Origin of the sequence: Zunongwangia sp. HRR-M8 (assembly GCF_027594405.1) — a bacterium.
Taxonomy (GTDB): Bacteria; Bacteroidota; Bacteroidia; order Flavobacteriales; family Flavobacteriaceae; genus Zunongwangia.
This window is the reverse complement of the sequence record NZ_CP115161.1, coordinates 1,075,047-1,096,036: the sequence shown is the minus strand read 5'-3', so window position 1 is coordinate 1,096,036 and position 20,990 is coordinate 1,075,047. Positions and strand designations below refer to the sequence as shown.

Sequence of the window (20,990 nt, the reverse complement as noted above, 5' to 3'; positions counted from 1 at the left end):
TTACATCTGCAATATAGTAAAGATTAACATTTTATAGATTATCTTATCTTAGCACAACAAATATTATAAAACCCAATAAATGAAAAAACAAGTCATTGTTTATTTGCTGTGTTTTGCTGCTTCAATTTTCAGCAATTATGCGCAGGAAAACCTAACCTATCAAAAACCACCAAAACCTATTTTAGATTTAGTTGATGTACCATTAGCCCCAGAAAGTTACATAAATAGTAAAGGTGATTTAATGCTGTTTCTTTATCGCGATCAATATAAAACTATTGCAGAGCTTAGCGAGAAGGAACTACGTCTTGGTGGATTAAGAATTAACCCGGTAACCAATATTAGTAGCCGGGCGCGGTATTACAACGATATAAAAATAAAACCTATAAAAGACAACAAACCTACAGATGTAAAAGGTTTACCAGAAAATCCAAGGATAGCCAATCTAAGCTGGTCGCCAGACGAAAAAAAACTTGCTTTCACGCAAACAACGGATAGCGGAGTAGAGCTATGGGTTATCGATATAAAATCTGCCACAGCAAAAAAACTTACCGATGCCACTTTAAATGCAAATATGGGAAACACCATTAATTGGTTTAAAGATAGCGAAGCAATTCTTGTTAAAATGTTACCTGCAGATCGCAAAGATCTGATAGACGAAGCACTAGCTGTACCAACAGGCCCAACTGTTAGCGTTAGTGATGGTAAAGAAGCACAAAATCGAACTTATCAGGATTTGCTTAAAGATCCTAATGATGAATATAATTTTGAACAATTAGCACGCTCCAGTTTATTCAAGATAGATCTAAATGGAAATCAATCGGAATGGATGACGGCTAAGATGTATGACGATATTAGTTTCTCTCCAGATGGAGAATTTGTTATGGTTAGCCATATAAAGAAACCATTTTCTTATCTAGTTCCTTATTATAGATTTCCTACTGAAACCAATATTTATAAGAATGATGCTAGTTTAGTAAATATGGTTAATGATGTACCTCTTTTAGAAGATTTACCACAAGGTTTCATGTCTACACAAGAAGGTCGCAGAAGCCTGAACTGGCGAGCAGATAAACCAGCAACCTTAATTTACGCCGTGGCTTTAGATGGCGGTGATCCAGAAGTTGAAGTAGATCATCGTGACCAGGTTTTTATGCTAGAAGCTCCCTTTAAAGGAGAAGGAAAAGCATTCTTAAAAACTATTAATCGTTATAGCGGTATAACGTGGGGTGATAACAATACCGCTATCGCGATGGATTACTGGTGGAATACCAGAAATAGAAAAACATATTTAATTGATCCATCAACCAACAACGAAGATCCTAAAATTCTTTTTGATAGAAATTATCAGGATGTATATAGTGATCCCGGAAGTTTTGTAACGCATAAGAATAATTTTGGAAGATATGTTTTAGAACTCGATGGCAAAGATGCCTACTTAATTGGTAATGGCTTTTCTGATAAAGGGCAATATCCATTTATCGACAAAATTGATCTTGAAAATGGAAAAACTGACCGACTATACCAATCAACTTTTGAAGATAAAAAAGAGAGCATAGTTGAAGCTTTAGACATGGACAAAGGAAAAATCTTAGTACGAATTGAAGCTTCGACGGAATATCCTAATTATTACATTAGAAACATTAAAAAGAAAGCTGATTTAAAACAGATCACTAATTTCGACAATCCCTTTAAAAGTTTAGAAGATGTAAGTAAAGAGGTGATCACTTACCAACGTGAAGATGGATTAGAATTAAACGGAACCTTATATTTACCGGCAGGTTACGATAAAGAAAATCCTGAAAAACTACCAATGATCATGTGGGCCTATCCTCGTGAATACAAGGATAAAAATTCGGCTTCCCAAAACACCAGCAATGCTAACGATTTTACTTATCCCTATTACGGCTCTCCTATCTATTGGGTAAACCGTGGTTATGCAGTTTTGGATGATGCAGCATTCCCAATTATAGGTGAAGGTGACGAACAACCCAATGATACCTTTAGAAAGCAATTGGTAGATAATGCTGCTGCCGCAATAGATGCCGTAGATGAAATGGGGTATATCGATCCCAATCGCGTTGCTGTTGGTGGGCATAGCTATGGAGCTTTTATGGTGGCTAATCTTTTATCACATTCTGATCTTTTTGCCGCTGGAATTGCAAGAAGTGGTGCTTACAATAGAACTTTAACGCCTTTTGGTTTCCAAAGTGAAGAACGTAATTATTGGGAGGCTCCAGAAGTTTATTACACGATGTCACCATTTATGCATGCTGATAAAATGAAAACGCCGCTTTTATTGATTCATGGAGAAGCCGATAATAACTCGGGTACCTATCCCATGCAAAGTGAGCGTTATTTTAATGCGCTAAAAGGACTTGGAGCAACTGCAAGATTAGTAATGTTGCCTAAGGAAAGTCATGGCTATAGCGCCAAAGAATCGGTACTACATGTGCTTTGGGAACAAGACCAGTGGTTAGAAAAATACGTAAAAAATAGACCGAAAACGGATGTAAAATCTGGTGATGGGGAAATTAAAGATTAGATAAAACTGACTCAAATTTTACAAAGCCTTCTGAAGTTTCAGAAGGCTTTTTTAATAATAAAAGCGTAATTCCAAATAACGAATTACGCTTTTCAACCTAACCAATAAATCAAAACTTGCTTATAAATAACTTCGGAAATTGTTAATTTCAACCTTTGCTTCTAGGTCGTGAAGCAAATTATATAAACCGAAGAAAGTCCGGTTAATGTAAAGAAAATGCTTACTTCCACGATTTCCGTTCATTTTTCTTAGTTGTTCATCTTTGCTATATTTTTCGCTCAGTTTTGTAATTGAATCCCAAAATTCTTCATTAGAAAAATCAAAAGTTTCAGAGTGAAACGGACTCGTAAACAAATTCAACATTTGATGAAATAACTCAGAAAAATACTTAATCTCATTTTCGGTATCATCTTTCCTTAAAATTTCTAACTCATATAGTTTCTCGTTAAAAAATTCAGGATTATTGATATTTTCTTTTTTCGCTAATTCAAAGTACGGAACATAGAAATCGTCGGGTACTTTTTTTATACATCCAAAATCGATAGCAATTAAATTACCTTCTCGATCCACCAAAAAATTACCAGGATGAGGATCGGCATGTACTTCTTTTAAGCCATGCATTTGAAACATATAAAAATCCCATAATGCCTGCCCTACTTTATTTGCCTTGTCTTGATCTTTATTTTCTTTAGCAAATTCACTTAGGTGCTTTCCGTCCATCCAGTCCATCGAAATAATTCGCTCGCTGGATAATTCTTCGTAATATTTTGGGAATTTTAAATTTGGAATATGGGCACAAGCTTCAGAAATTTCTTTACTCTGCTTTACTTCTAGAATATAATCTGTTTCTTCTAGTAATTTCCCTTCAACTTCTTTAAAATATTTTTCAGAATCCTGCCCTTGTAAATTAAACATTCTAGTAGCAATTGGCTTCACCATCGCTAAATCTGAGCTGATACTATCTGCTACCCCTGGATACTGAATTTTAACGGCCAGTTTCTTTCCGTCTTTAGTGGCCTGATGCACCTGCCCAATGCTCGCAGCGTTTACCGATTCCATATTAAAATGATCGTACAATTCCTCGGGATAATTACCGTTATATGTTTTGAAGGTTTTGCGCACTAACGGAGCTGAAAGTGGTGGAACACTGAATTGTGAAAGACTAAATTTTTCAACATAAGCACTAGGCAGCAAACTTTTCTCCATAGAAAGCATTTGTGCAACCTTTAATGCACTGCCTTTTAAACTTTTTAATCCATCATAAATATCGCTTGCATTATCTCTATCAAGATCGTCTCTCGTTAAATCTTTATTGAATGCTTTTTTACTATAATATTTAATATAATTACCGCCGATTTTGGCCCCGGTTTGAACCAACTTACTGGTTCTGCCGATTTTTCCCGTGGGAATTTTATCTATCGATTTCATCTAATCTTTTCTTTGTGACCTTTCGGCCTTTTTCATAGCAATTTTTGAAGCGTCTATTTTACCATTCTTTCCTTGTATAGGAATTTACCAAAATCTACAACTCTTTCTAGTGGAGAATTATCAAAAACATCGAATACTGTATTTACAGATTTTTCGATTGCAACATCTGTACTTTCAAATTGTGCGGAATTGTCGTCCATCCAGAACTTTAGTAGGAAAAGTAATTGGATCCACGCTGCTTCAGAAAATACTTCTTCAGGTTGTTGTAAAAATTTTAAAGACTTTTCTTTATTATCATCCTGAATTAAACCTTTAGCAAAAGACTTTACATTTTTTCGTAAACCTTTTAATTGCTCCAAATTTTTCATTCGGGTTGTTTCCTTCTTCAACGTGAAAAGCACATAACTTCTATTCGCCGTTAGCACTTCAAAAAAGGTGTAATAAAAGGTTAGCATTTTTTCTCGATTCGAAAAACCAGGATATTCTGGGCTCTTTTCGATAACGTTAATAGTATTTAGATAAAAAGCTTCCCAAATTCCTTTTTCTAAGCCTTCAAAACTTCCGTAGAAATTATAAAATTCTTCCTCTGCAATTCCATTTTCCTTACAAAACTTATATACCGTTTTTGGCGCATGCTCGTTTTCTAGCACGTAATCCATATACATACTTATAAGCTTATGCGAATCTAGTTTCTTTTTTGCTGTAGTTGCTTTCTTTGTCGTTGCCATAATTTCCTTTTTCTCTTATCAAAGATATTAATTGTTTAACTTAAATACATAATTGTTAAACAAAATGTTTGTTAAAAATATTCGCTCTTATTTTTGAACTTCAATCACTTAGATATTTTAGTGTTTATAATGCTGCAAGTCTTATGCCATGTTGACAGCAAATACGTAATGGTATTTTTTTTGGTTAGTAGCAATTGTATTTGACACTAAAAACTAAAAATATATGGCAACTGGAAAGATTAATGTATCTGTAGATAACATTTTCCCGCTGATTAAGAAGTTTCTTTACAGCGATCACGAAATTTTCCTGAGAGAGTTAATTTCTAACGCTACCGATGCAACACTAAAATTAAAGCACCTAACAAACATTGGTGAAACCGATGTTGATTACGGTAATCCTATAATTGACATTAAGGTTGATAAAGAGAACAAGAAAATACACATTACCGATCAGGGTATTGGTATGACGAAAGAGGAAGTTGAAAAGTATATTAACGAAGTAGCTTTCTCTGGTGCTGAAGAATTCTTAGAAAAATATAAAGATTCTGCAAAAGATAGCGGAATTATTGGTCATTTTGGACTTGGTTTCTACTCGGCATTTATGGTTGCCCATAAAGTAGAAATTATAACAAAATCTTACAAGGATGAACCTGCAGCACATTGGACGTGTGAGGGAACTACCCAGTTTACTTTAGAAGATTCTGATAAGCAAGAACGCGGAACAGAAATTATTCTTCATGTAAACGAAGAAGACGAAGAATTCTTAGAAGATAATAGAATTGAAGAGCTTTTGGTGAAGTATAACAAGTTTATGCCTATCCCAATTCGTTTTGGAACCAAAGAAGAAACACTTCCGCTTCCTGACGATGCACCAGAAGATGCTAAGCCGGAAACAAAGACAGTTGATAATATCATCAACAACCCAAATCCAGCCTGGACAAAGCAGCCTACAGAATTAGAAGAAAAGGATTATAACGATTTTTATCGTGAATTGTATCCAATGCAATTCGAGGATCCTTTATTCCATATTCACTTAAATGTAGACTATCCATTTAATCTTACCGGGATTCTTTATTTCCCTAAGATGACACAGGATATGAGCGTTCAAAAAGATAAAATTCAGCTTTACCAAAATCAGGTTTTTGTAACTGATAACGTTGAAGGTATTGTTCCTGAATTTTTAACCATGTTACGCGGAGTTATTGATTCGCCAGACATTCCGTTAAACGTATCTCGTTCTTATCTTCAGGCAGATGGTGCAGTGAAGAAAATTTCAAGCTATATCACAAGAAAAGTTGCTGATAAACTGAAATCACTGTTCAATAATAATCGTGAAGATTTCCAGGAAAAATGGAATGATATCAAAGTAGTTATCGAATACGGTATGCTTACTGAAGATAAGTTTTACGAAAAAGCGCAGAAATTTGCTCTTTACCCAACAATCGATAACGAGTATTATACTTTTGAAGAGTTGAAAGAAACTATTAAAGATAACCAAACCGATAAGGACGGTAATTTAGTAGTTCTTTATGCTTCTAATCAAAATGAGCAACACAGCTACATACAGGCTGCGAAAGACAAAGGTTATAAAGTATTGTTATTAGATTCTCCTATTATTTCTCACCTATTGCAGAAATTAGAATCTTCAGAAGAAAAAGTTACGTTCACCAGAGTAGATTCTGATCATGTAGATAACCTCATCAAAACAGATGAAGAGAAAATCTCTAAATTATCTGATGATGAAAAAGAGAAATTAAAAGGTGATTTTGAAAAAGTGGTACCTAAAGAAAAATATACCATCCAGATGGAAGCGATGGATAGTAATGCCGCGCCACTTATTATCACGCAACCAGAGTTTATGCGTAGAATGAAAGAAATGCAACAAACCGGTGGTGGCGGTATGTTTGGAATGGGTAACATGCCAGAGATGTACAATCTTGTGGTAAATACAAACCACCCATTAACTTCTGAAATTTTAGGTGCAGATGAAGAAACTCAGCAACGTCTAATTAAGCAATCTTTAGATCTTGCGAGGCTTTCACAAAACCTCCTAAAAGGGGAAGAATTAACTAACTTTATCAAGCGTAGTTTTGATATGGTGAAATAATTTTTCGCTTTAAGAATATTCAAAAAGCGTTGCTTTAATAGAGCAACGCTTTTTTATTTCTTTACAAATTTTTCTAGAAAAATTTTGATCTAGAACAATACCAGAAAAGTGAAAAGTACCCTATAAAGTTACTGGCAGAATATTTCTATAAACCACCTGATAAAATTTTTGTGTATCGTAAGGTTTTATAATAATATCATTCATTCCTGCGCTATGTATTTCTTCTCTAAATTCTTCCACTTCTACAGCTGTTAATGCTATTACGGGAATAAGCTCGTTAAATTCACGAATTTTACGAGTAGCTTCCATCCCGGTTATTCCTGGCATATTTACATCCATCAAAATAAGATCAAAATTGCCATTTCTAACTTTCTCTACCGCTTCATTTCCATTTTGAGCAATTTCGCATTCAAAGTTTTTCTGCTCTAAAATTCTTTTGGTAACGATTTGATTAATGCGATTATCATCTACAATTAAAATACGGCTTTTTAAGTCTTTTTGCATTTCTTCCGATATAGAATTGTTTGCGTTATTTATTTCAAGCTGAGGTAAAACTACTTTTTCTTTATCGATTTGTAAATAGATCTCAAAACTAAAATTCGAACCTTTGTTTTCAATACTATTTAAATGAATATCAGATTCAAATAATTTGAGCATCTTTTTTACAATGGGTAAACCTAAACCTGTACCCTGATAATTATAATTGGCAGGTTTTATTTGAGAGAATTCCTGAAAAATTTCCTTTTGTTTGCTTTGCGGTATTCCTATACCATCGTCCTCTACCTCAAATCTAAGTTTGCATTGCTCTGATGTTGCACTTAGGCATTTTACCCGAACCCAAATATTGCCTCTTTCGGTAAACTTTAGAGCATTCCCCATTAAATTTACCATTATTTGGGATAATCTTACCGAGTCTCCTATTAAGAATTGAGGGACATCTTGATCAATTTTAAGATGTATGGTATTTTTATTCTGAATCCTGGTAAATTCTAGTGTTTTAGTAATGCTTTCCAATAAATCGCCTAAATGAAAAGAAATGTATTCTAATTTCGCTTCCTTAGATTCCATTTTATTTATTTGCAATACATCGTTTATTAGAGCCAAAAGATAGTCTGCAGAGAACTTTAGCGATTTAAGATCGTTTTTATGATCCTTTAAACTCTTGTCCTCTAACAATAAAGTAGTTAAACCAATAACACCGTAGAGCGGCGTTCTAAGCTCGTGGCTTACAGTGGAAAAGAATTGCGTTTTTAGGTTTGATAAACGCTCAGAGGCTTCCTTCGATTTTTGTAATTCTAGATTTTTTTCTTTCAGCTCGTTAATCAATATTTTCCGCGAACTATTAATTTTATATAGAAATATCAGGATTATGGATAAAACAATGGCAGCAACCACAAGTAGAATAAGCTTTTCGTTAGACTTCTCGATAATTTTTTGTTGGTATTGCTTATCTTTTTTAACCAGTTCCAGATTTTTTTGATATTGATTTACATCGAATCTTGCATTAGCTGCTTGTATTTGAGTAGTCTTTTGATAATCAGAAACGATAGACTCATATATATTTTGTTTTTTTAAAGCTGAAAAGGCTTCTTTGTAATTTCCATTTCTAAAAAGCATCTCAGCGTACCATTTATAAGCTTCTGCTCCCTCATATTCTAAACTATCACGATCTACAATTTCTACTGAATTCTCAAAATAAACCCTTGCAGAATCAACTTCATTTAATGCTAAGAAATACCTTCCATACAGCGTATTAACCTCGGCGTTTATATAAGACAACGGCCTATTTTCCAGGATTTTCGTGGCATTATCTAAATATTTTTTCGCTTTAGAAGATTGATTTTTATCAAGATACGTCCAGGCAATATTAATGTTTGGCGCTATCAGCTCTTCTTTGTTATCTAACTTGATAGCAAGATCTATTACTCTATTGTAATAAGCGATTCCCTTTTGATAATCTCTATTAGATTCTGAATAGATATTCCCTAAATTATTAAAGGCCCACATCAGTAAAGTATCATCATTTGCCGCGGTAGCATACTTTAAAGACTTTTTATAATGGGATTTAGCTCTAGTTGTATCTCTTAGCTCTTCGTAAGCCGTTCCTAAATTATTATGGGCATGATACAGGTAATAATTATTATCTCCTGCCAATCCTATAATATTCATCGCCGATTGGATACCTTTATGGTAATTGTGATTATCCAAATATTGGACAGATGTATTTAGCAGATTTTCAAGGCTATCATTACTCACCTGAGCATCCATCCGAAAAAATACCAGATTTGTTAATAATCCTAAGATGAATATTTTCCTAATCAAGCCAGATGGAGAATTAAAAATAATAGCATCGAAAATTACACGATTTAAGCCAATTACCAAAAAAAATAAGCTAAACTCGACAAAAACTTAGTCAAACTACCGTAAATTTATTATCTATTTAAAAAAAAGAACTTTTATGCAATATCCTTGGCATTTATATTTAATGGGTTTCATGTATGCTATAGCAGGTATTAATCACTTTATAAAACCAAAAATGTATGTAAACATTATGCCTCCCTATATTCCGGCACACCTCAACATGGTCTATCTTAGCGGTATTGCAGAGATTATTTTAGGAATAGGTGTTTGTTTTGCCTTAACAAAAAACTATGCTATCTACGGAATTATAGCAATGTTGCTAATATTTTTCACCGTTCATTTTCACATGCTTTCCTCTCCTGAAGCCGGAGCAGGTTTACCTAAATGGGTATTAATTCTTCGCATTCCACTACAGTTTTTATTAATTTGGTGGGCATGGTTTTATTTGAAATTTTAAAATGACTGAAGAGATCAATCTTCCACAGGCTAAATTAATTTACATTACCAATTTTATAGAAACTGAGTTTGCAAATTTGGTTTTTGAAAAATTATATACTGAAACCAACTGGATTCAGGAACCTATTAAAATTTTTGGAAAAGAAATGATGCAACCAAGATTGACGAATCTTTTTGGCAAGAAGTCTTATTCCTATTCCAATATTGTAATGAAACCGAATCCTGTGCCTGAAGTACTTCAGCAATTACAAGTTAAGATTGAAGAAGTGACAGATTCAAAATTCAATATTTGTCTAGCTAATTTATACCGCGATGGCAAAGATAGTATGGGCTGGCACAGCGATGATGAGAAAGAACTGGGAAAAAATCCGATTATCGCCTCGGTAAGTTTAGGAGGAGAAAGGATGTTTCATCTTCAGCATAAAACAAAAAAAGAGCTAAAACAAAAGTTTGTTTTAGCTCATGGTAGTTTACTTATAATGGCAGGTGAAACTCAGCATTATTGGAAACATCAGCTTCCTAAAACTAAAAAACAAGTTTCGCCAAGAATTAACCTCACTTTTAGGCAAATCTTGGATTAGCCATAAATTTCATTTAAAATCTTTGCTAAACGTATACCGCCCTTTTGTAATTGTTGTCTAACTGTTGGAAACCACTGGTACATGTATTTGTAGCCAAGGTCATTATCTTCTTCAACAGATTTGTATAATTCTTCCGCAAGATCTCTACTTTCGTGCACCCAATCTAATAAGTTTCCGCTCTCGATAACCTTAATTTGCATTTTGCTTAATTCATCACGATTTTCAGCAAGCTCAGTATAACTCATCTGGTAAGAATCGATCATTTTGCTGTCCCAAACGCTGTGGATATTGGTCTTTTTTCCAAACCATTCTACATCTACTCTATTGCCACCTAAATCTGCAGCATGCCCAACGTGAAATGGCTGATGCAAATCTCCTACAAAATGAACAAGCATTTTTAAATGAAACTGCTTATCTTCTCTGGTTGCGTTTTTATCTTCCAAAACTTCAATACACTTTCTAATTCCCACCACGAGATCTCCATCTTCACTAGCATGCTCAATATCGTACTCGGTTGCCTCTGGATCTATATTCACGTAATGCCAAGGGCTATATTTTCTATAAGAAGGATCACTTTTAATGTCATCACCATGATTTGCTACAAATGCAAGGCTATGCCCATTTAATAATTTATCAATTGCTTTTTTAGCCCTCCTGTTTAAATGAACTTGCGCAATTTCACCAGTAGTTCTATGGCCTGTTTTGCCCCACTCTATACCATTGGCCAAACCAAGATTGCTAATTAATAAAGCACAAAGTACAATCAATACTCTTTTCATTCTGTTCCAATTTTGCTGCAAATATAACTAAGCTTAAGTAATTTAAATGTTAAACATCTAAAGTGACTGGTTTTAATTCAATATATTAGTAATATCATTTTAATATCAATTAAAAATTTAACCACAAATGACACAAGAAAAACCTTCATCTCCATCGAATGGCTATTTCATGCTTTTCATCTTCGCAATTCTATTTCTCGGAAGTATTTTAGGCTTTATTGCTATCAAAAATCCATGGTTTATTTTAGGGATTTTCTTAGCGATATTACTTGCACCGGGATTTATTTTAGTGAATCCTAATGAATCACGGGTGCTATTATTATTTGGAGATTATCGCGGTACTGTAAAAAAGAATGGGCTTTTTTGGGTAAATCCTTTTTACACTAAAAAGAAAATTTCGTTACGTGCCAGGAATTTTGACAGTGAACGATTGAAAGTAAACGATAAACTGGGAAACCCAGTAATGATAAGCACAATCTTGGTTTGGCGTGTAAATGATACTTACAAAGCCTCTTTTGATGTTGATAATTTTGAAAATTTTGTAGTGGTACAAACCGATGCAGCGGTAAGAAAGCTGGCTAGTATGTATCCTTACGATAATTTTGCCGATGAAGGTTTAGATGAAGATATTACCTTAAGAAGTAGTGTTAATGAAGTGAGCGATGCACTAGAAAAAGAACTAGATGAACGCCTGGAAATCGCCGGAATCGAAGTTTTAGAATCGCGTATCGGTTATTTGGCTTATGCCAACGAAATTGCCAGTGCCATGCTTAAAAGACAACAAGCCACAGCCATTGTAGCCGCTCGACATAAAATTGTTGAAGGCGCTGTAAGTATGGTAGAAATGGCTTTGGATGAATTAGGCAAAAAAGAGATCGTGCATTTAGATGAAGAACGCCGTGCTGCCATGGTAAGCAATCTAATGGTGATTCTTTGTGGTGATAAAGATGCCTCTCCCGTTGTAAATGCAGGCACACTTAACCATTAAATATGAGAGTATTTAAAGAAGAGCAACGATTTACACAATGGTGGCTTATCGCAATCTTTACAATAGTCATCCTGGGAATTTTACTAAACTTTTTTTCTTATGAAAAACCGCTACAGCAATTCTCTACCTTCAGTATAGTAAGTAAAACAATAGGGATAATAATTGGCGTAGGTATTTTTTTAGTAAAAATGCACACAAGAATCGACAAATCTGGAATTGAAGTTTGGTTTAGTCCATTTAGATTTACTCGAAAATCTTTTACATGGAAAGAGCTTGAAAAAGCACATACTAGAAAATACAAACCTGTTACCGAATATGGGGGCTGGGGGATTCGTGGCTTAAGCAAACCAAAGGCTTATAATGTAAAAGGAAACAAAGGAATTCAGTTAAAAACAAGAAAAGGACGCTATTTTCTTATCGGCACTCAGCAACCAGATAATGTAGACCGAGTAATTCGTAGATATTTTAATAATTCAGAACAATGAAAAAAATACTATTAATATTATCGATTTTAAGCATTAATTTTTGTTTCGCTCAATTTGAAGATAAAGAAATTAAACTAAACAAATATGTTCACGGAACCCTTTGCCAACCCACTGAAAAAACAGAAACTGCTGCCTTAATCATTGCAGGGTCGGGACCAACAGATCGTGATGGTAATAATCCCATGCTACAAAACCACAGTCTAGAAATGCTGGCCCACGGTTTAGCTGGAAATAATATTGCCAGCTATAGATACGATAAGAGGATCTTTAGAATGCAGGAGCTGCAATTTACCGAAGCTGATCTTTCTTTCGATGATTTTATTGAAGATGCCATAACCGCATTACAGTATTTAAAGGATTCGCTTCATTACAACAAAATAGTTGTTATTGGTCACAGCCAGGGCTCTTTGGTTGGGATGATCGCAGCTAAAGATCGTGCTTCAGGATTTATTTCTCTTGCCGGACCTTCAGAAAAAATGAGCACAAAATTAATTGAGCAGATTAGCAACCAATCGGCAGCCTATGGCGATACCACTAAAGTTTACTTTCAGCAATTACAGGAAAAAGATACTATAGAAAAAGTAAATCCATTTTTGATGAGCATTTTTAGACCATCGGTTCAGCATTTTATAAAAACCTGGGATAAATACGAACCTAAAAAAGAGCTTAAAAAACTCGACATCCCTATATTAATTGTAAATGGCACCAAAGACATTCAGATAAATGTTCACGATGCCGAAGGCTTAAAAAGTGTGGTAAGTGATGCCGAATTATTACTTTTGGAAAATATGAATCATATTTTAAAGTCTGAAGCCGAAACTAAGAAAAATGAAGAAGGAGAATTGATAGTGCATCCAGATCTAATTCCCGCACTTACAAAATTCATTCAGGAATTATAAAATATGGCTAAGAAAAAGGCATTTGCATTACGGGTAGATGAAGACATGCTAAAAGCTGTTGAAAAATGGGCTTCAGATGAATTTCGAAGCACCAATGGGCAGATCGAATGGATGCTTAGCAAATGTTTAAAGGAAGCAAAGAGACATCCTAAAAATAAAAATCAAGAAAAATAATGAATTATAAAATTGTCTTTTCAGACATTGACGGTACACTTTTAAATAAAGAAAGAGAATTATCACCATTCACCATAAAAATAATTAAAGAGGTAAAAGAAAAACTTCCCGTTGTACTCATTTCGGCTAGAATGCCAGATGCAATGCGCCACCTTCAGGAAGAACTTGATATTAGAGATTCACCAATAATTGCTTATAATGGCGGACTCGTTTTGGTTAACGACCAACCAATTAGCTCTGTTGAAATCCCAATGGATGCTTTAAAAGCTATACATCAATTTAATACTGAAAATAATCTTGATGTACACTTGAGTTTATATCACCATGATGAATGGTATGTTCCGCAAACCGATTTTTGGGCAGAGCGCGAAGAAAACAATACCAAAGTGGCGCCACAAATAAAACCAAATGCTGAAGTGATCGAAAAATGGACTTCAGAAAACAAAGGCCCACATAAGATTATGGCTATGGGCGACGAAGCAAAAATCGATAAAATTAGCGAGTTTTTATCTAAAAATTATAGCGAAGATCTACACTTTTACCGCTCTAATAATAACTACCTGGAAATTGCGAATAAGGAAATTTCTAAATTTTCTGCAATCCAATATTTATTAGATAATCATTACAAAATCTCTACGGAAGACACTATAGCTTTTGGTGACAATTATAATGATATAGAAATGGTTGGTGGCGTAGGAATGGGCGTTGCTGTTTCTAATGCTAGACAGGAAGTTAAAGACGTTGCTGCAAAAATTACCGGACACGGTAAAGAAGATGGTGTAGCAAAAATGCTTCAGGAAATATTTTCTTTATAATCTGTTGTGAATAAAATAAAGGCTAAGCAAGCAAGCTTTTTATTTTAATAAATCTATTTAAAGCTATCCCGATATCGATAGCTATCGATATCGGGATTACTATTTAACCCCAATTATCTACTAAAAACTAAATTATGTAGGTAGAATATAATTTGTATTTTGCCTGCAAATCTTAATTTTATGGAAGACATGCCGGTTTTTACTAATGATGCTGTAGTATTAGGTTTATTAATGCTATCGCTTGGTTTTGTTTTTTATACCTCGTCGATCAAAACTGGTTTTTGGGCAAAGTTCTATAAAATAGTACCTGGCGTTTTAATGTGCTATCTAATTCCGGCGATTTTAAATTCTTCCGGACTTATAGACGCATCGGTTTCTAACCTTTACTTTGTTGCTAGTCGATATTTATTACCGGCTTCTTTGGTTTTAATGACTTTAAGTATTGATCTAAAAGCAATATTTAATTTGGGGCCAAAAGCTTTAATTATGTTTTTTGCGGCTACTTTAGGAATTATTATTGGTGGCCCGATCGCTATTCTATTAATTTCTGCAATATCACCAGAAACTGTTGGTGGTGCAGGATTCGATGCTACATGGCGTGGACTTTCTACCCTGGCTGGTAGTTGGATTGGCGGTGGTGCAAACCAGGCAGCGATGTTAGAAATTTACCAATACAACCAAGAAAAGTACGGTGGGATGGTGTTAGTTGATATTGTTGTCGCTAACCTTTGGATGGCCATCGTGCTTTTAGGAGTTGGTAAAAGTGACCGAATAGACAAATGGCTGCAAGCCAATAACTCTGCTATTACTGATTTAAAAAATAAGGTTTCAGCATATTCCGAAAGCGTTAAACGCATTCCCAGTTTACCCGATTTTATGATTATTCTGGCACTAGCTTTTGGTGCTGTTGGAATAGCTCATTTTGGTGCCGACGAGATTTCAAGGTTTCTAATAAGTACTTTTGATGTTTTTCAGGATAAAAAAAGTACACTCGCTTCTTTTTCTTCTGAATTTTTCTGGATGATCACCATAGCCACTGCTATTGGAATTCTACTTTCTTTTACTAAATTTAAAAAATATGAAGGCGCCGGTGCTAGTAAAATAGGAAGCATTTTTATTTATGTTCTAGTGGCAACCATTGGTATGAAAATGGATCTTGGCGCAGTATTCGAAAATCCTGGATTAATAGCAATAGGTTTGGTTTGGATGAGTATACATGTACTTATTTTATTAGTAACCGCTAAATTGATAAAAGCCCCCTATTTTTTCCTTGCAGTAGGCAGCCAAGCCAATGTTGGTGGCGCAGCTTCTGCTCCTGTTGTTGCGGCAGCATTCCACCCATCATTAGCTACGGTTGGCGTCCTTCTCGCTGTTTTTGGATATGTAGTGGGAACCTATGGAGCTATATTGTGTACTATGCTAATGCAGATCGCTTCAGGAAGTTAGGAAAGTAGATAATTTTAACTTCGGTATAATTAAAAAAAATTAAATCTTCAATATTAAGATAAAATAGAAAAATATAGGATATTTGCCTTGCTTAAACCAAGATACAATGAAAAAAACTAGCTTACTTTTACTTACTGTTCTTAGCATTATCGCCTGTTCCCAAAAAGAAACCAATCTTAAAGTTTCCGGAAACATTAAAGGACTTAAAAAAGGTACGCTATTTCTTCAAATGATCGAAGACACTGCTTTGGTAAGCGTAGATTCTGTAGAAATCAACGGAGACTCTAATTTCTTGCTTCAGGCTAATATTGATAGCCCGCAAATGATGTATTTGTACCTGAATAAAGTTGACAATTCTGAATTTGATGATCGCTTAGATTTCTTTGCTGATGAAGGAGAAACCAAAATAACAACCTCCCTTGAAAAATTTGAAACCGATGCCAAAATTACCGGTTCTCAGAATCAGGAAAAGCTTACAGAATACCGTAAAATGATGAGCAGGTTTAATGATAGTAATCTGGATATTATTAAAGAAAACTTTGAAGCTCAAAAAGCTGAAGATGATGATAAGCTAATAGAACTAGATAAGCGCTACGAAAGTCTTTTAAAGCGTAAATATCTTTACACCGTAAACTTTGCTCTTAATAACAAAGATTTAGAGTTAGCTCCTTACCTAGCCTTATCTGAAGTATTTGATGCCAATATTAAATATCTAGATACTATCTATAATTCTTTAGAAAAAAATGTTAGAAAATCTAAATATGGTAAGCAACTAAAAAGTTTTCTAAAAGAGCGTCGCGAAGAAGAAAAATTAGAAGACAAAATAGAAGCAGATAACGAACAATCCAACTCTTAATTGCAACAGATAGAAAATTTACAGCCGCATTATAGCGGCTTTTTTTATTCGCCATTTTAGAAAACATAGCTAAAAAGCTTTAAGAGAACCTTAGTAGTTGTTCGCTAGCCTTTTCTTTAACTTTGAGAAAAAGGCTTATATGATTGCGAAACCTAATCCTAAAGAAAAATATGATTTAATTTGTGTTGGAGGCGGAATAATGAGTGCCACTTTAGCGCTTATGACCAAAATTATAGATCCCGATGCAAAGATTATTATTTTTGAACGTCTTAAAAAAGTAGCTCAAGAAAGTACAGAAGCCTGGAATAATTCGGGAACAGGACATTCCGCATTTTGTGAGCTCAATTACACTCCAGAAAATAAAGATGGCAAAATAGATATTTCTAAAGCCAAACAAATATTTCAGCAATTCGAACAATCAAAGCAATTCTGGTCTTACTTATTAGAAAAAGGATTGCTGAAAAATCCCAAAAACTTTATTCATTCCATACCTCATCATAGCTGGGTTACAGGAAAAGAAAATGTAGATTTTCTTAAAAAAAGACATGCAGAAATGACCAAAAGCTTCATGTTTTCGGAAATGAAATTTTCTGAACAAACTGAAGACTTAAAGAACTGGTTTCCGCTAATAATGAAAGATCGTAACGATAGCGAGCCTATGGCAGGAACCCGAATGGAACTGGGTACCGGCGTTAATTTTGGAAATTTAACCGAGCAATTTTTCCGCATCTTGAAGGAAGAATTTGAAGTTCCAATTCTCTTAGATCATGAAGTATTGGATATCGATCCAGATGGCAAAGATGATTGGTTAATAGAGGTAAAATACAACAAAACCGGTTATAAAACCTACTACGATAGCAAACATGTATTTATTGGAGCCGGCGGTGGTGCATTGCCTCTACTCCAAAAAGTAGAGATCGAAGAAAAAGAAGGTTACGGCGGATTTCCCGTAAGTGGCCAGTGGCTGTTTTGTAAAAATCAAGAAGTAATTGCAAAACATGATGCCAAAGTATATAGTAAAGCTGGACCAGATGCTCCACCAATGTCTACACCACATTTAGATACGCGCTACATTAATGGCAAAAAACAATTGCTTTTTGGACCTTTTGCAGGTTTTAGTACCAAATTTTTAAAAGAAGGATCATATCTAGATTTACCTAAATCGATCAATTTTAAAAATATCCCGTCCATGTGGGGTGTATTTTGGCATAACATTCCGCTAACCAAATATTTGTTGGAACAAATAAAAATGGATCATGAAGACCGAATGAATGAACTTCGGAATTTTGTTAAAGATGCAAAATCGAATGAATGGGAATTAAAAGTAGCGGGACAAAGAGTGCAAATTATCAAAAAAGATGAAGAACAGGGAGGAACATTAGAATTCGGGACCGATGTGGTTCATTCTAAAGACGGAAAAATTACAGCACTTTTAGGTGCTTCTCCAGGTGCTTCGACTACCGTACATATAATGATAGATATTTTAAAGATCGCTTTTCCTGAAAAATTAGAACAAGATGCTGTAAAAGCCAAGTTGGACGAAATGATTCCTTTCTGGAACAGGGAAATTTCAGAAGAAAATAAAGAAGAATTTAGGGAAATTCAGCGAAAAACATCGGAATTATTAGAATTGGATGTGTCGCACTAAATAGATGTGAGATGTGAGATGTGAGATGTGAGATGTGAGATGTGAGATGTGAGATGTGAGATGTGAGAATTTAGACTTTCTAATCTTACAATCCTAAAATATATAAAACAAAAAAACTCCTTAGAAAATCTAAGGAGTTTTTTTGATTATTCTAAAATAAACTCATTAACGATCACTTCGTTATCGAAACCATCATTATAAGTAATTTTTGTAGCAATATTAGTATCAGAATCAATAATGGCTTCTATTGAATATTCTTCATCAGGTTTGAATATGTTTTTCACACGCTGTAAAACATTTTTAGAAGTCTCACTCGTTGCAAAAGCATTGGTTTCACCGCCTAATAAATAGTAAACTTCTTTACCAAAAGTAGCATCATAAATAAATGCTTCGGGATTTAAAGATTCCGTATAGGTGTAAACATATTCTACATATCCAAACTGATTTGCACTCAATTTATTAGAATTCTGATCATACGTTGAAATAACTGTATTATTATCTGAATAATACGGACCATTTGCTTCGTAATAAACTAGATCTCCTTCTTTTGAAAGAATATATTTATACGTTTCAGAATTTTCTATATATTCATCATTAATTTCATTTTTAGTAAAAGAATTAGAATATATGGTATCATTGGCATAAGTATAAACAGATTTATAATAGTTGTCATCATAATCATCTTCAGAAAAATATACGTAACTTTTTAATCGGCCTTCATTGTCGTAGCTAAATTCATAACTACCAAGAACTTTATTGTCTTGTTTCTTCATGAATTTTAAAATTTTCCCATCTGTATCATATTGATATTGTATTGTTGATGTATCTACCGAAACAGTTTCATTATTATAATTTATTCTATAATTATAAGAAACGCTTTCTATTATTTTATTATTTTTTAAATGCGATACCATAGAATCACTAACCTTCCAGGATCCATCGTAATTCCTACGATAGGTTGCCGATATCCATTTACTTATTTCAACATTTTGGTTGGGGGTTTCTTTTATCCCTTTATCATCTGAAGAGCAAGCCTGAAAAAAAATGAAAGACAACATTAAAAATACGATAAAGTAATTTTTTTTCATTTCGATTGGTTTAAATATAAAAAATTAGACATAAAAAAACTCCTTAGAAAATCTAAGGAGTTTTTTTTGAGCCGATGGAGGGACTCGAACCCACGACCTGCTGATTACAAATCAGCTGCTCTAGCCAGCTGAGCTACATCGGCGTCACTCTAATTATAGAGCATTTATTTTTTCAACAAGCTTTTCAGCTTTTACTTTTAAATCTTTTTGAACTGCTTTAAAATGTTGCTTTTTATTTTCAACATCTTTTTTGTTGATTTCAGCGATAATTTCATCAAAATCTGCGATAGCCTCGTCCACTATGGCTTCTGTTTTTGCAGAATCTTCAGGAGTTGTTTCCTGATGGATGTATGCAGCTTCAATAATATCACCGAATACATTATTCGCGTCCCGCTTAAGTAATCTTTTACTTGCCATATCTTATAATTTCGGCTGCGAATTTAATTCATTTTCCGAATATAAAAACACTTTTCTGTAATTTTTTTTCAAAAATCTTAATTTATCAACTTTGTTCAGAATGTAATTTAAAAATTTATTCGCCTTTATACGTCACAAAATTACGTGGTGTTTCGTATAAAGTTACCTGAAGATCTAAGTTTTCTCGTAGTTTATCTCTTAATTTATTCCAGATCACTACCGCAATATTTTCAGCAGTTGGATTTAAACTTTTAAACTCTTCCACCTCAACATTCAAGTTTTTATGATCAAAAGGTGTTTCCACTTCGGTATAAATAAGATCTTTCAATCGCTTAAGATCCATCACAAAACCGGTTTCAGGATCAATCTCTCCTGTGACCGATACGGTAAGCTCGTAGTTATGCCCATGATAATTGGGATTACTGCATTTTCCAAAAATTTCAAAATTCTTTTCGTCACTCCATCCTTTTTTAAAAAGTCTATGTGCCGCATTAAAATGAGCTTTTCTATGTACCGTTAGCCTCATTACGAAATATGATTATAATATTTATCGAATATGATCTTAAACCATTCAGTATAAACATCTGGGTTTGCTTTCATATCTTCTTTCACTTCTTCAAGACTTACCCATTTCCAGGCATTTACTTCATCTGGATTAGGTTTAGGGTCTTCATCGTAATGTCCAACCAAAATATGATCAAATTCGTGTTCTGTGAGTCCATTTTGAAATGGTGCCTTATAAATAAAAGAAATGGTATCTTTAAGTTCTGTCGTAAAACCCATTTCTTCCATCAAGCGACGTTTCCCGGCTTCTACGTTAGATTCGCCTTCTCTTTGGTGACTACAGCACGTGTTAGTCCACAGTCCAGGAGTGTGATATTTGGCAAGCGCTCGCTGTTGTAACATCAGCTCTCCTTTATTATTAAAAACAAAAACCGAAAATGCACGATGTAGCAATGCTTTCTCGTGCGCTTCTATCTTTTCCATCAAGCCGATCTGCTCGTCTTTTTCGTTCACTAATATTACCTGATCTGTTCCCATCATAAAATTTAGAGCTCCAAATGTACAAAATCGTACTTATCTTAAAAACCTATGTTTTTGCTTCCAAAACTCAATATTAGTCATTCAACTTTAAATATGACCAACAAGGCATGTTTAAAATTCCTTAAAATAATAGTATTTTTGCGCCACA

20 protein-coding genes and 1 tRNA gene are annotated in these 20,990 nt (G+C 34.2%); 12 read left to right on the top strand and 9 right to left on the bottom strand.

Translation table 11 applies throughout. The features are described from left to right. The first annotated feature begins 79 nt into the window (after positions 1-79). Positions 80-2,542, top strand: a complete 2,463-nt coding sequence (locus PBT89_RS04730; protein ID WP_270063613.1) for an alpha/beta hydrolase family protein — start codon at positions 80-82, stop codon at positions 2,540-2,542. 120 nt (positions 2,543-2,662) lie between these two features. Here the strand turns inward: PBT89_RS04730 and PBT89_RS04725 are convergent, their stop codons facing one another. Next, positions 2,663-3,970 (bottom strand): ABC1 kinase family protein, encoded by a 1,308-nt coding sequence (locus tag PBT89_RS04725; protein ID WP_270063612.1) that lies wholly within the window; start codon positions 3,968-3,970, stop codon positions 2,663-2,665. Between the two features lie 53 nt (positions 3,971-4,023). Beyond that, complete coding sequence (locus PBT89_RS04720; protein ID WP_270063611.1) at positions 4,024-4,698, bottom strand: TetR family transcriptional regulator C-terminal domain-containing protein; 675 nt, start codon at positions 4,696-4,698, stop codon at positions 4,024-4,026. Between the two features lie 223 nt (positions 4,699-4,921). On the opposite strand from PBT89_RS04720, the gene htpG reads away from it, so the two are divergent. Further along, a complete protein-coding gene (gene htpG / locus PBT89_RS04715; RefSeq protein ID WP_270063610.1) occupies positions 4,922-6,805 on the top strand; it encodes a molecular chaperone HtpG in 1,884 nt (627 codons plus the stop codon). Positions 6,806-6,925: 120 nt separating this feature from the next. Here htpG and PBT89_RS04710 read toward each other — a convergent pair whose 3' ends face one another. Then, entirely contained in the window at positions 6,926-9,073 is a 2,148-nt protein-coding gene (locus PBT89_RS04710; protein WP_270063609.1) for a tetratricopeptide repeat-containing hybrid sensor histidine kinase/response regulator, read from the bottom strand. A gap of 190 nt (positions 9,074-9,263) precedes the next feature. On the opposite strand from PBT89_RS04710, the gene PBT89_RS04705 reads away from it, so the two are divergent. Next, positions 9,264-9,623, top strand: coding sequence for a DoxX family protein (locus PBT89_RS04705; protein WP_270063608.1), 360 nt, complete (start codon positions 9,264-9,266; stop codon positions 9,621-9,623). Between the two features lies 1 nt (position 9,624). After that, a complete protein-coding gene (locus tag PBT89_RS04700) occupies positions 9,625-10,203 on the top strand; it encodes an alpha-ketoglutarate-dependent dioxygenase AlkB family protein (protein ID WP_270063607.1) in 579 nt (192 codons plus the stop codon). On the opposite strand, the gene PBT89_RS04695 is transcribed toward PBT89_RS04700, so the two are convergent. Continuing rightward, on the bottom strand, positions 10,200-10,982 hold the full coding sequence (locus PBT89_RS04695; protein ID WP_270063606.1) for a S1/P1 nuclease: 783 nt from the start codon (positions 10,980-10,982) through the stop codon (positions 10,200-10,202). The genes PBT89_RS04700 and PBT89_RS04695 overlap by 4 nt on opposite strands. A 127-nt stretch (positions 10,983-11,109) precedes the next feature. On the opposite strand from PBT89_RS04695, the gene PBT89_RS04690 reads away from it, so the two are divergent. The 8 genes from PBT89_RS04690 (at position 11,110) to mqo (ending at position 18,293) form a co-directional block, all read left to right on the top strand. Next, positions 11,110-11,970: an SPFH domain-containing protein gene (locus PBT89_RS04690; protein WP_270063605.1), complete on the top strand. Its 861-nt coding sequence runs from the start codon at positions 11,110-11,112 to the stop codon at positions 11,968-11,970. A 2-nt stretch (positions 11,971-11,972) separates the two neighbouring features. After that, a complete protein-coding gene (locus PBT89_RS04685) occupies positions 11,973-12,455 on the top strand; it encodes a hypothetical protein (RefSeq protein ID WP_270063604.1) in 483 nt (160 codons plus the stop codon). Next, the gene (locus PBT89_RS04680) at positions 12,452-13,354 is read left to right on the top strand and encodes an alpha/beta hydrolase (RefSeq protein ID WP_270063603.1); all 903 of its coding nucleotides are present in this window, start codon (positions 12,452-12,454) and stop codon (positions 13,352-13,354) included. Before PBT89_RS04685 ends, PBT89_RS04680 begins: the two co-directional genes overlap by 4 nt. A gap of 3 nt (positions 13,355-13,357) precedes the next feature. Then, positions 13,358-13,528: an Arc family DNA binding domain-containing protein gene (locus PBT89_RS04675; protein WP_270058878.1), complete on the top strand. Its 171-nt coding sequence runs from the start codon at positions 13,358-13,360 to the stop codon at positions 13,526-13,528. Beyond that, the gene (locus tag PBT89_RS04670) at positions 13,528-14,343 is read left to right on the top strand and encodes an HAD family hydrolase (protein WP_270063602.1); all 816 of its coding nucleotides are present in this window, start codon (positions 13,528-13,530) and stop codon (positions 14,341-14,343) included. Before PBT89_RS04675 ends, PBT89_RS04670 begins: the two co-directional genes overlap by 1 nt. Positions 14,344-14,523: 180 nt before the next feature. Beyond that, the gene (locus PBT89_RS04665; protein WP_270063601.1) at positions 14,524-15,789 is read left to right on the top strand and encodes a DUF819 family protein; all 1,266 of its coding nucleotides are present in this window, start codon (positions 14,524-14,526) and stop codon (positions 15,787-15,789) included. Between the two features lie 106 nt (positions 15,790-15,895). Beyond that, positions 15,896-16,645, top strand: a complete 750-nt coding sequence (locus PBT89_RS04660; protein WP_270063600.1) for a DUF4369 domain-containing protein — start codon at positions 15,896-15,898, stop codon at positions 16,643-16,645. A gap of 139 nt (positions 16,646-16,784) precedes the next feature. Beyond that, positions 16,785-18,293: a malate dehydrogenase (quinone) gene (mqo, locus tag PBT89_RS04655; RefSeq protein WP_270063599.1), complete on the top strand. Its 1,509-nt coding sequence runs from the start codon at positions 16,785-16,787 to the stop codon at positions 18,291-18,293. Positions 18,294-18,439: 146 nt separating this feature from the next. Here the strand turns inward: mqo and PBT89_RS04650 are convergent, their stop codons facing one another. The 5 genes from PBT89_RS04650 to idi form a co-directional block, all read right to left on the bottom strand. Next, positions 18,440-19,381 carry a hypothetical protein gene (locus PBT89_RS04650; RefSeq protein ID WP_270063598.1) on the bottom strand — a complete coding sequence of 314 codons (942 nt, stop codon included), beginning with the start codon at positions 19,379-19,381 and terminating at the stop codon, positions 18,440-18,442. A gap of 69 nt (positions 19,382-19,450) precedes the next feature. Beyond that, positions 19,451-19,524 (bottom strand) — tRNA-Thr (locus PBT89_RS04645). A gap of 10 nt (positions 19,525-19,534) precedes the next feature. Further along, positions 19,535-19,798, bottom strand: coding sequence for a hypothetical protein (locus tag PBT89_RS04640; protein WP_270063597.1), 264 nt, complete (start codon positions 19,796-19,798; stop codon positions 19,535-19,537). A 115-nt stretch (positions 19,799-19,913) separates the two neighbouring features. Continuing rightward, on the bottom strand, positions 19,914-20,324 hold the full coding sequence (locus tag PBT89_RS04635) for a 6-pyruvoyl trahydropterin synthase family protein (RefSeq protein WP_270063596.1): 411 nt from the start codon (positions 20,322-20,324) through the stop codon (positions 19,914-19,916). Continuing rightward, positions 20,324-20,839 (bottom strand): isopentenyl-diphosphate Delta-isomerase, encoded by a 516-nt coding sequence (gene idi, locus PBT89_RS04630; protein ID WP_270064247.1) that lies wholly within the window; start codon positions 20,837-20,839, stop codon positions 20,324-20,326. The genes PBT89_RS04635 and idi overlap by 1 nt, the downstream gene beginning before the upstream one ends. Positions 20,840-20,990: the final 151 nt, after the last annotated feature.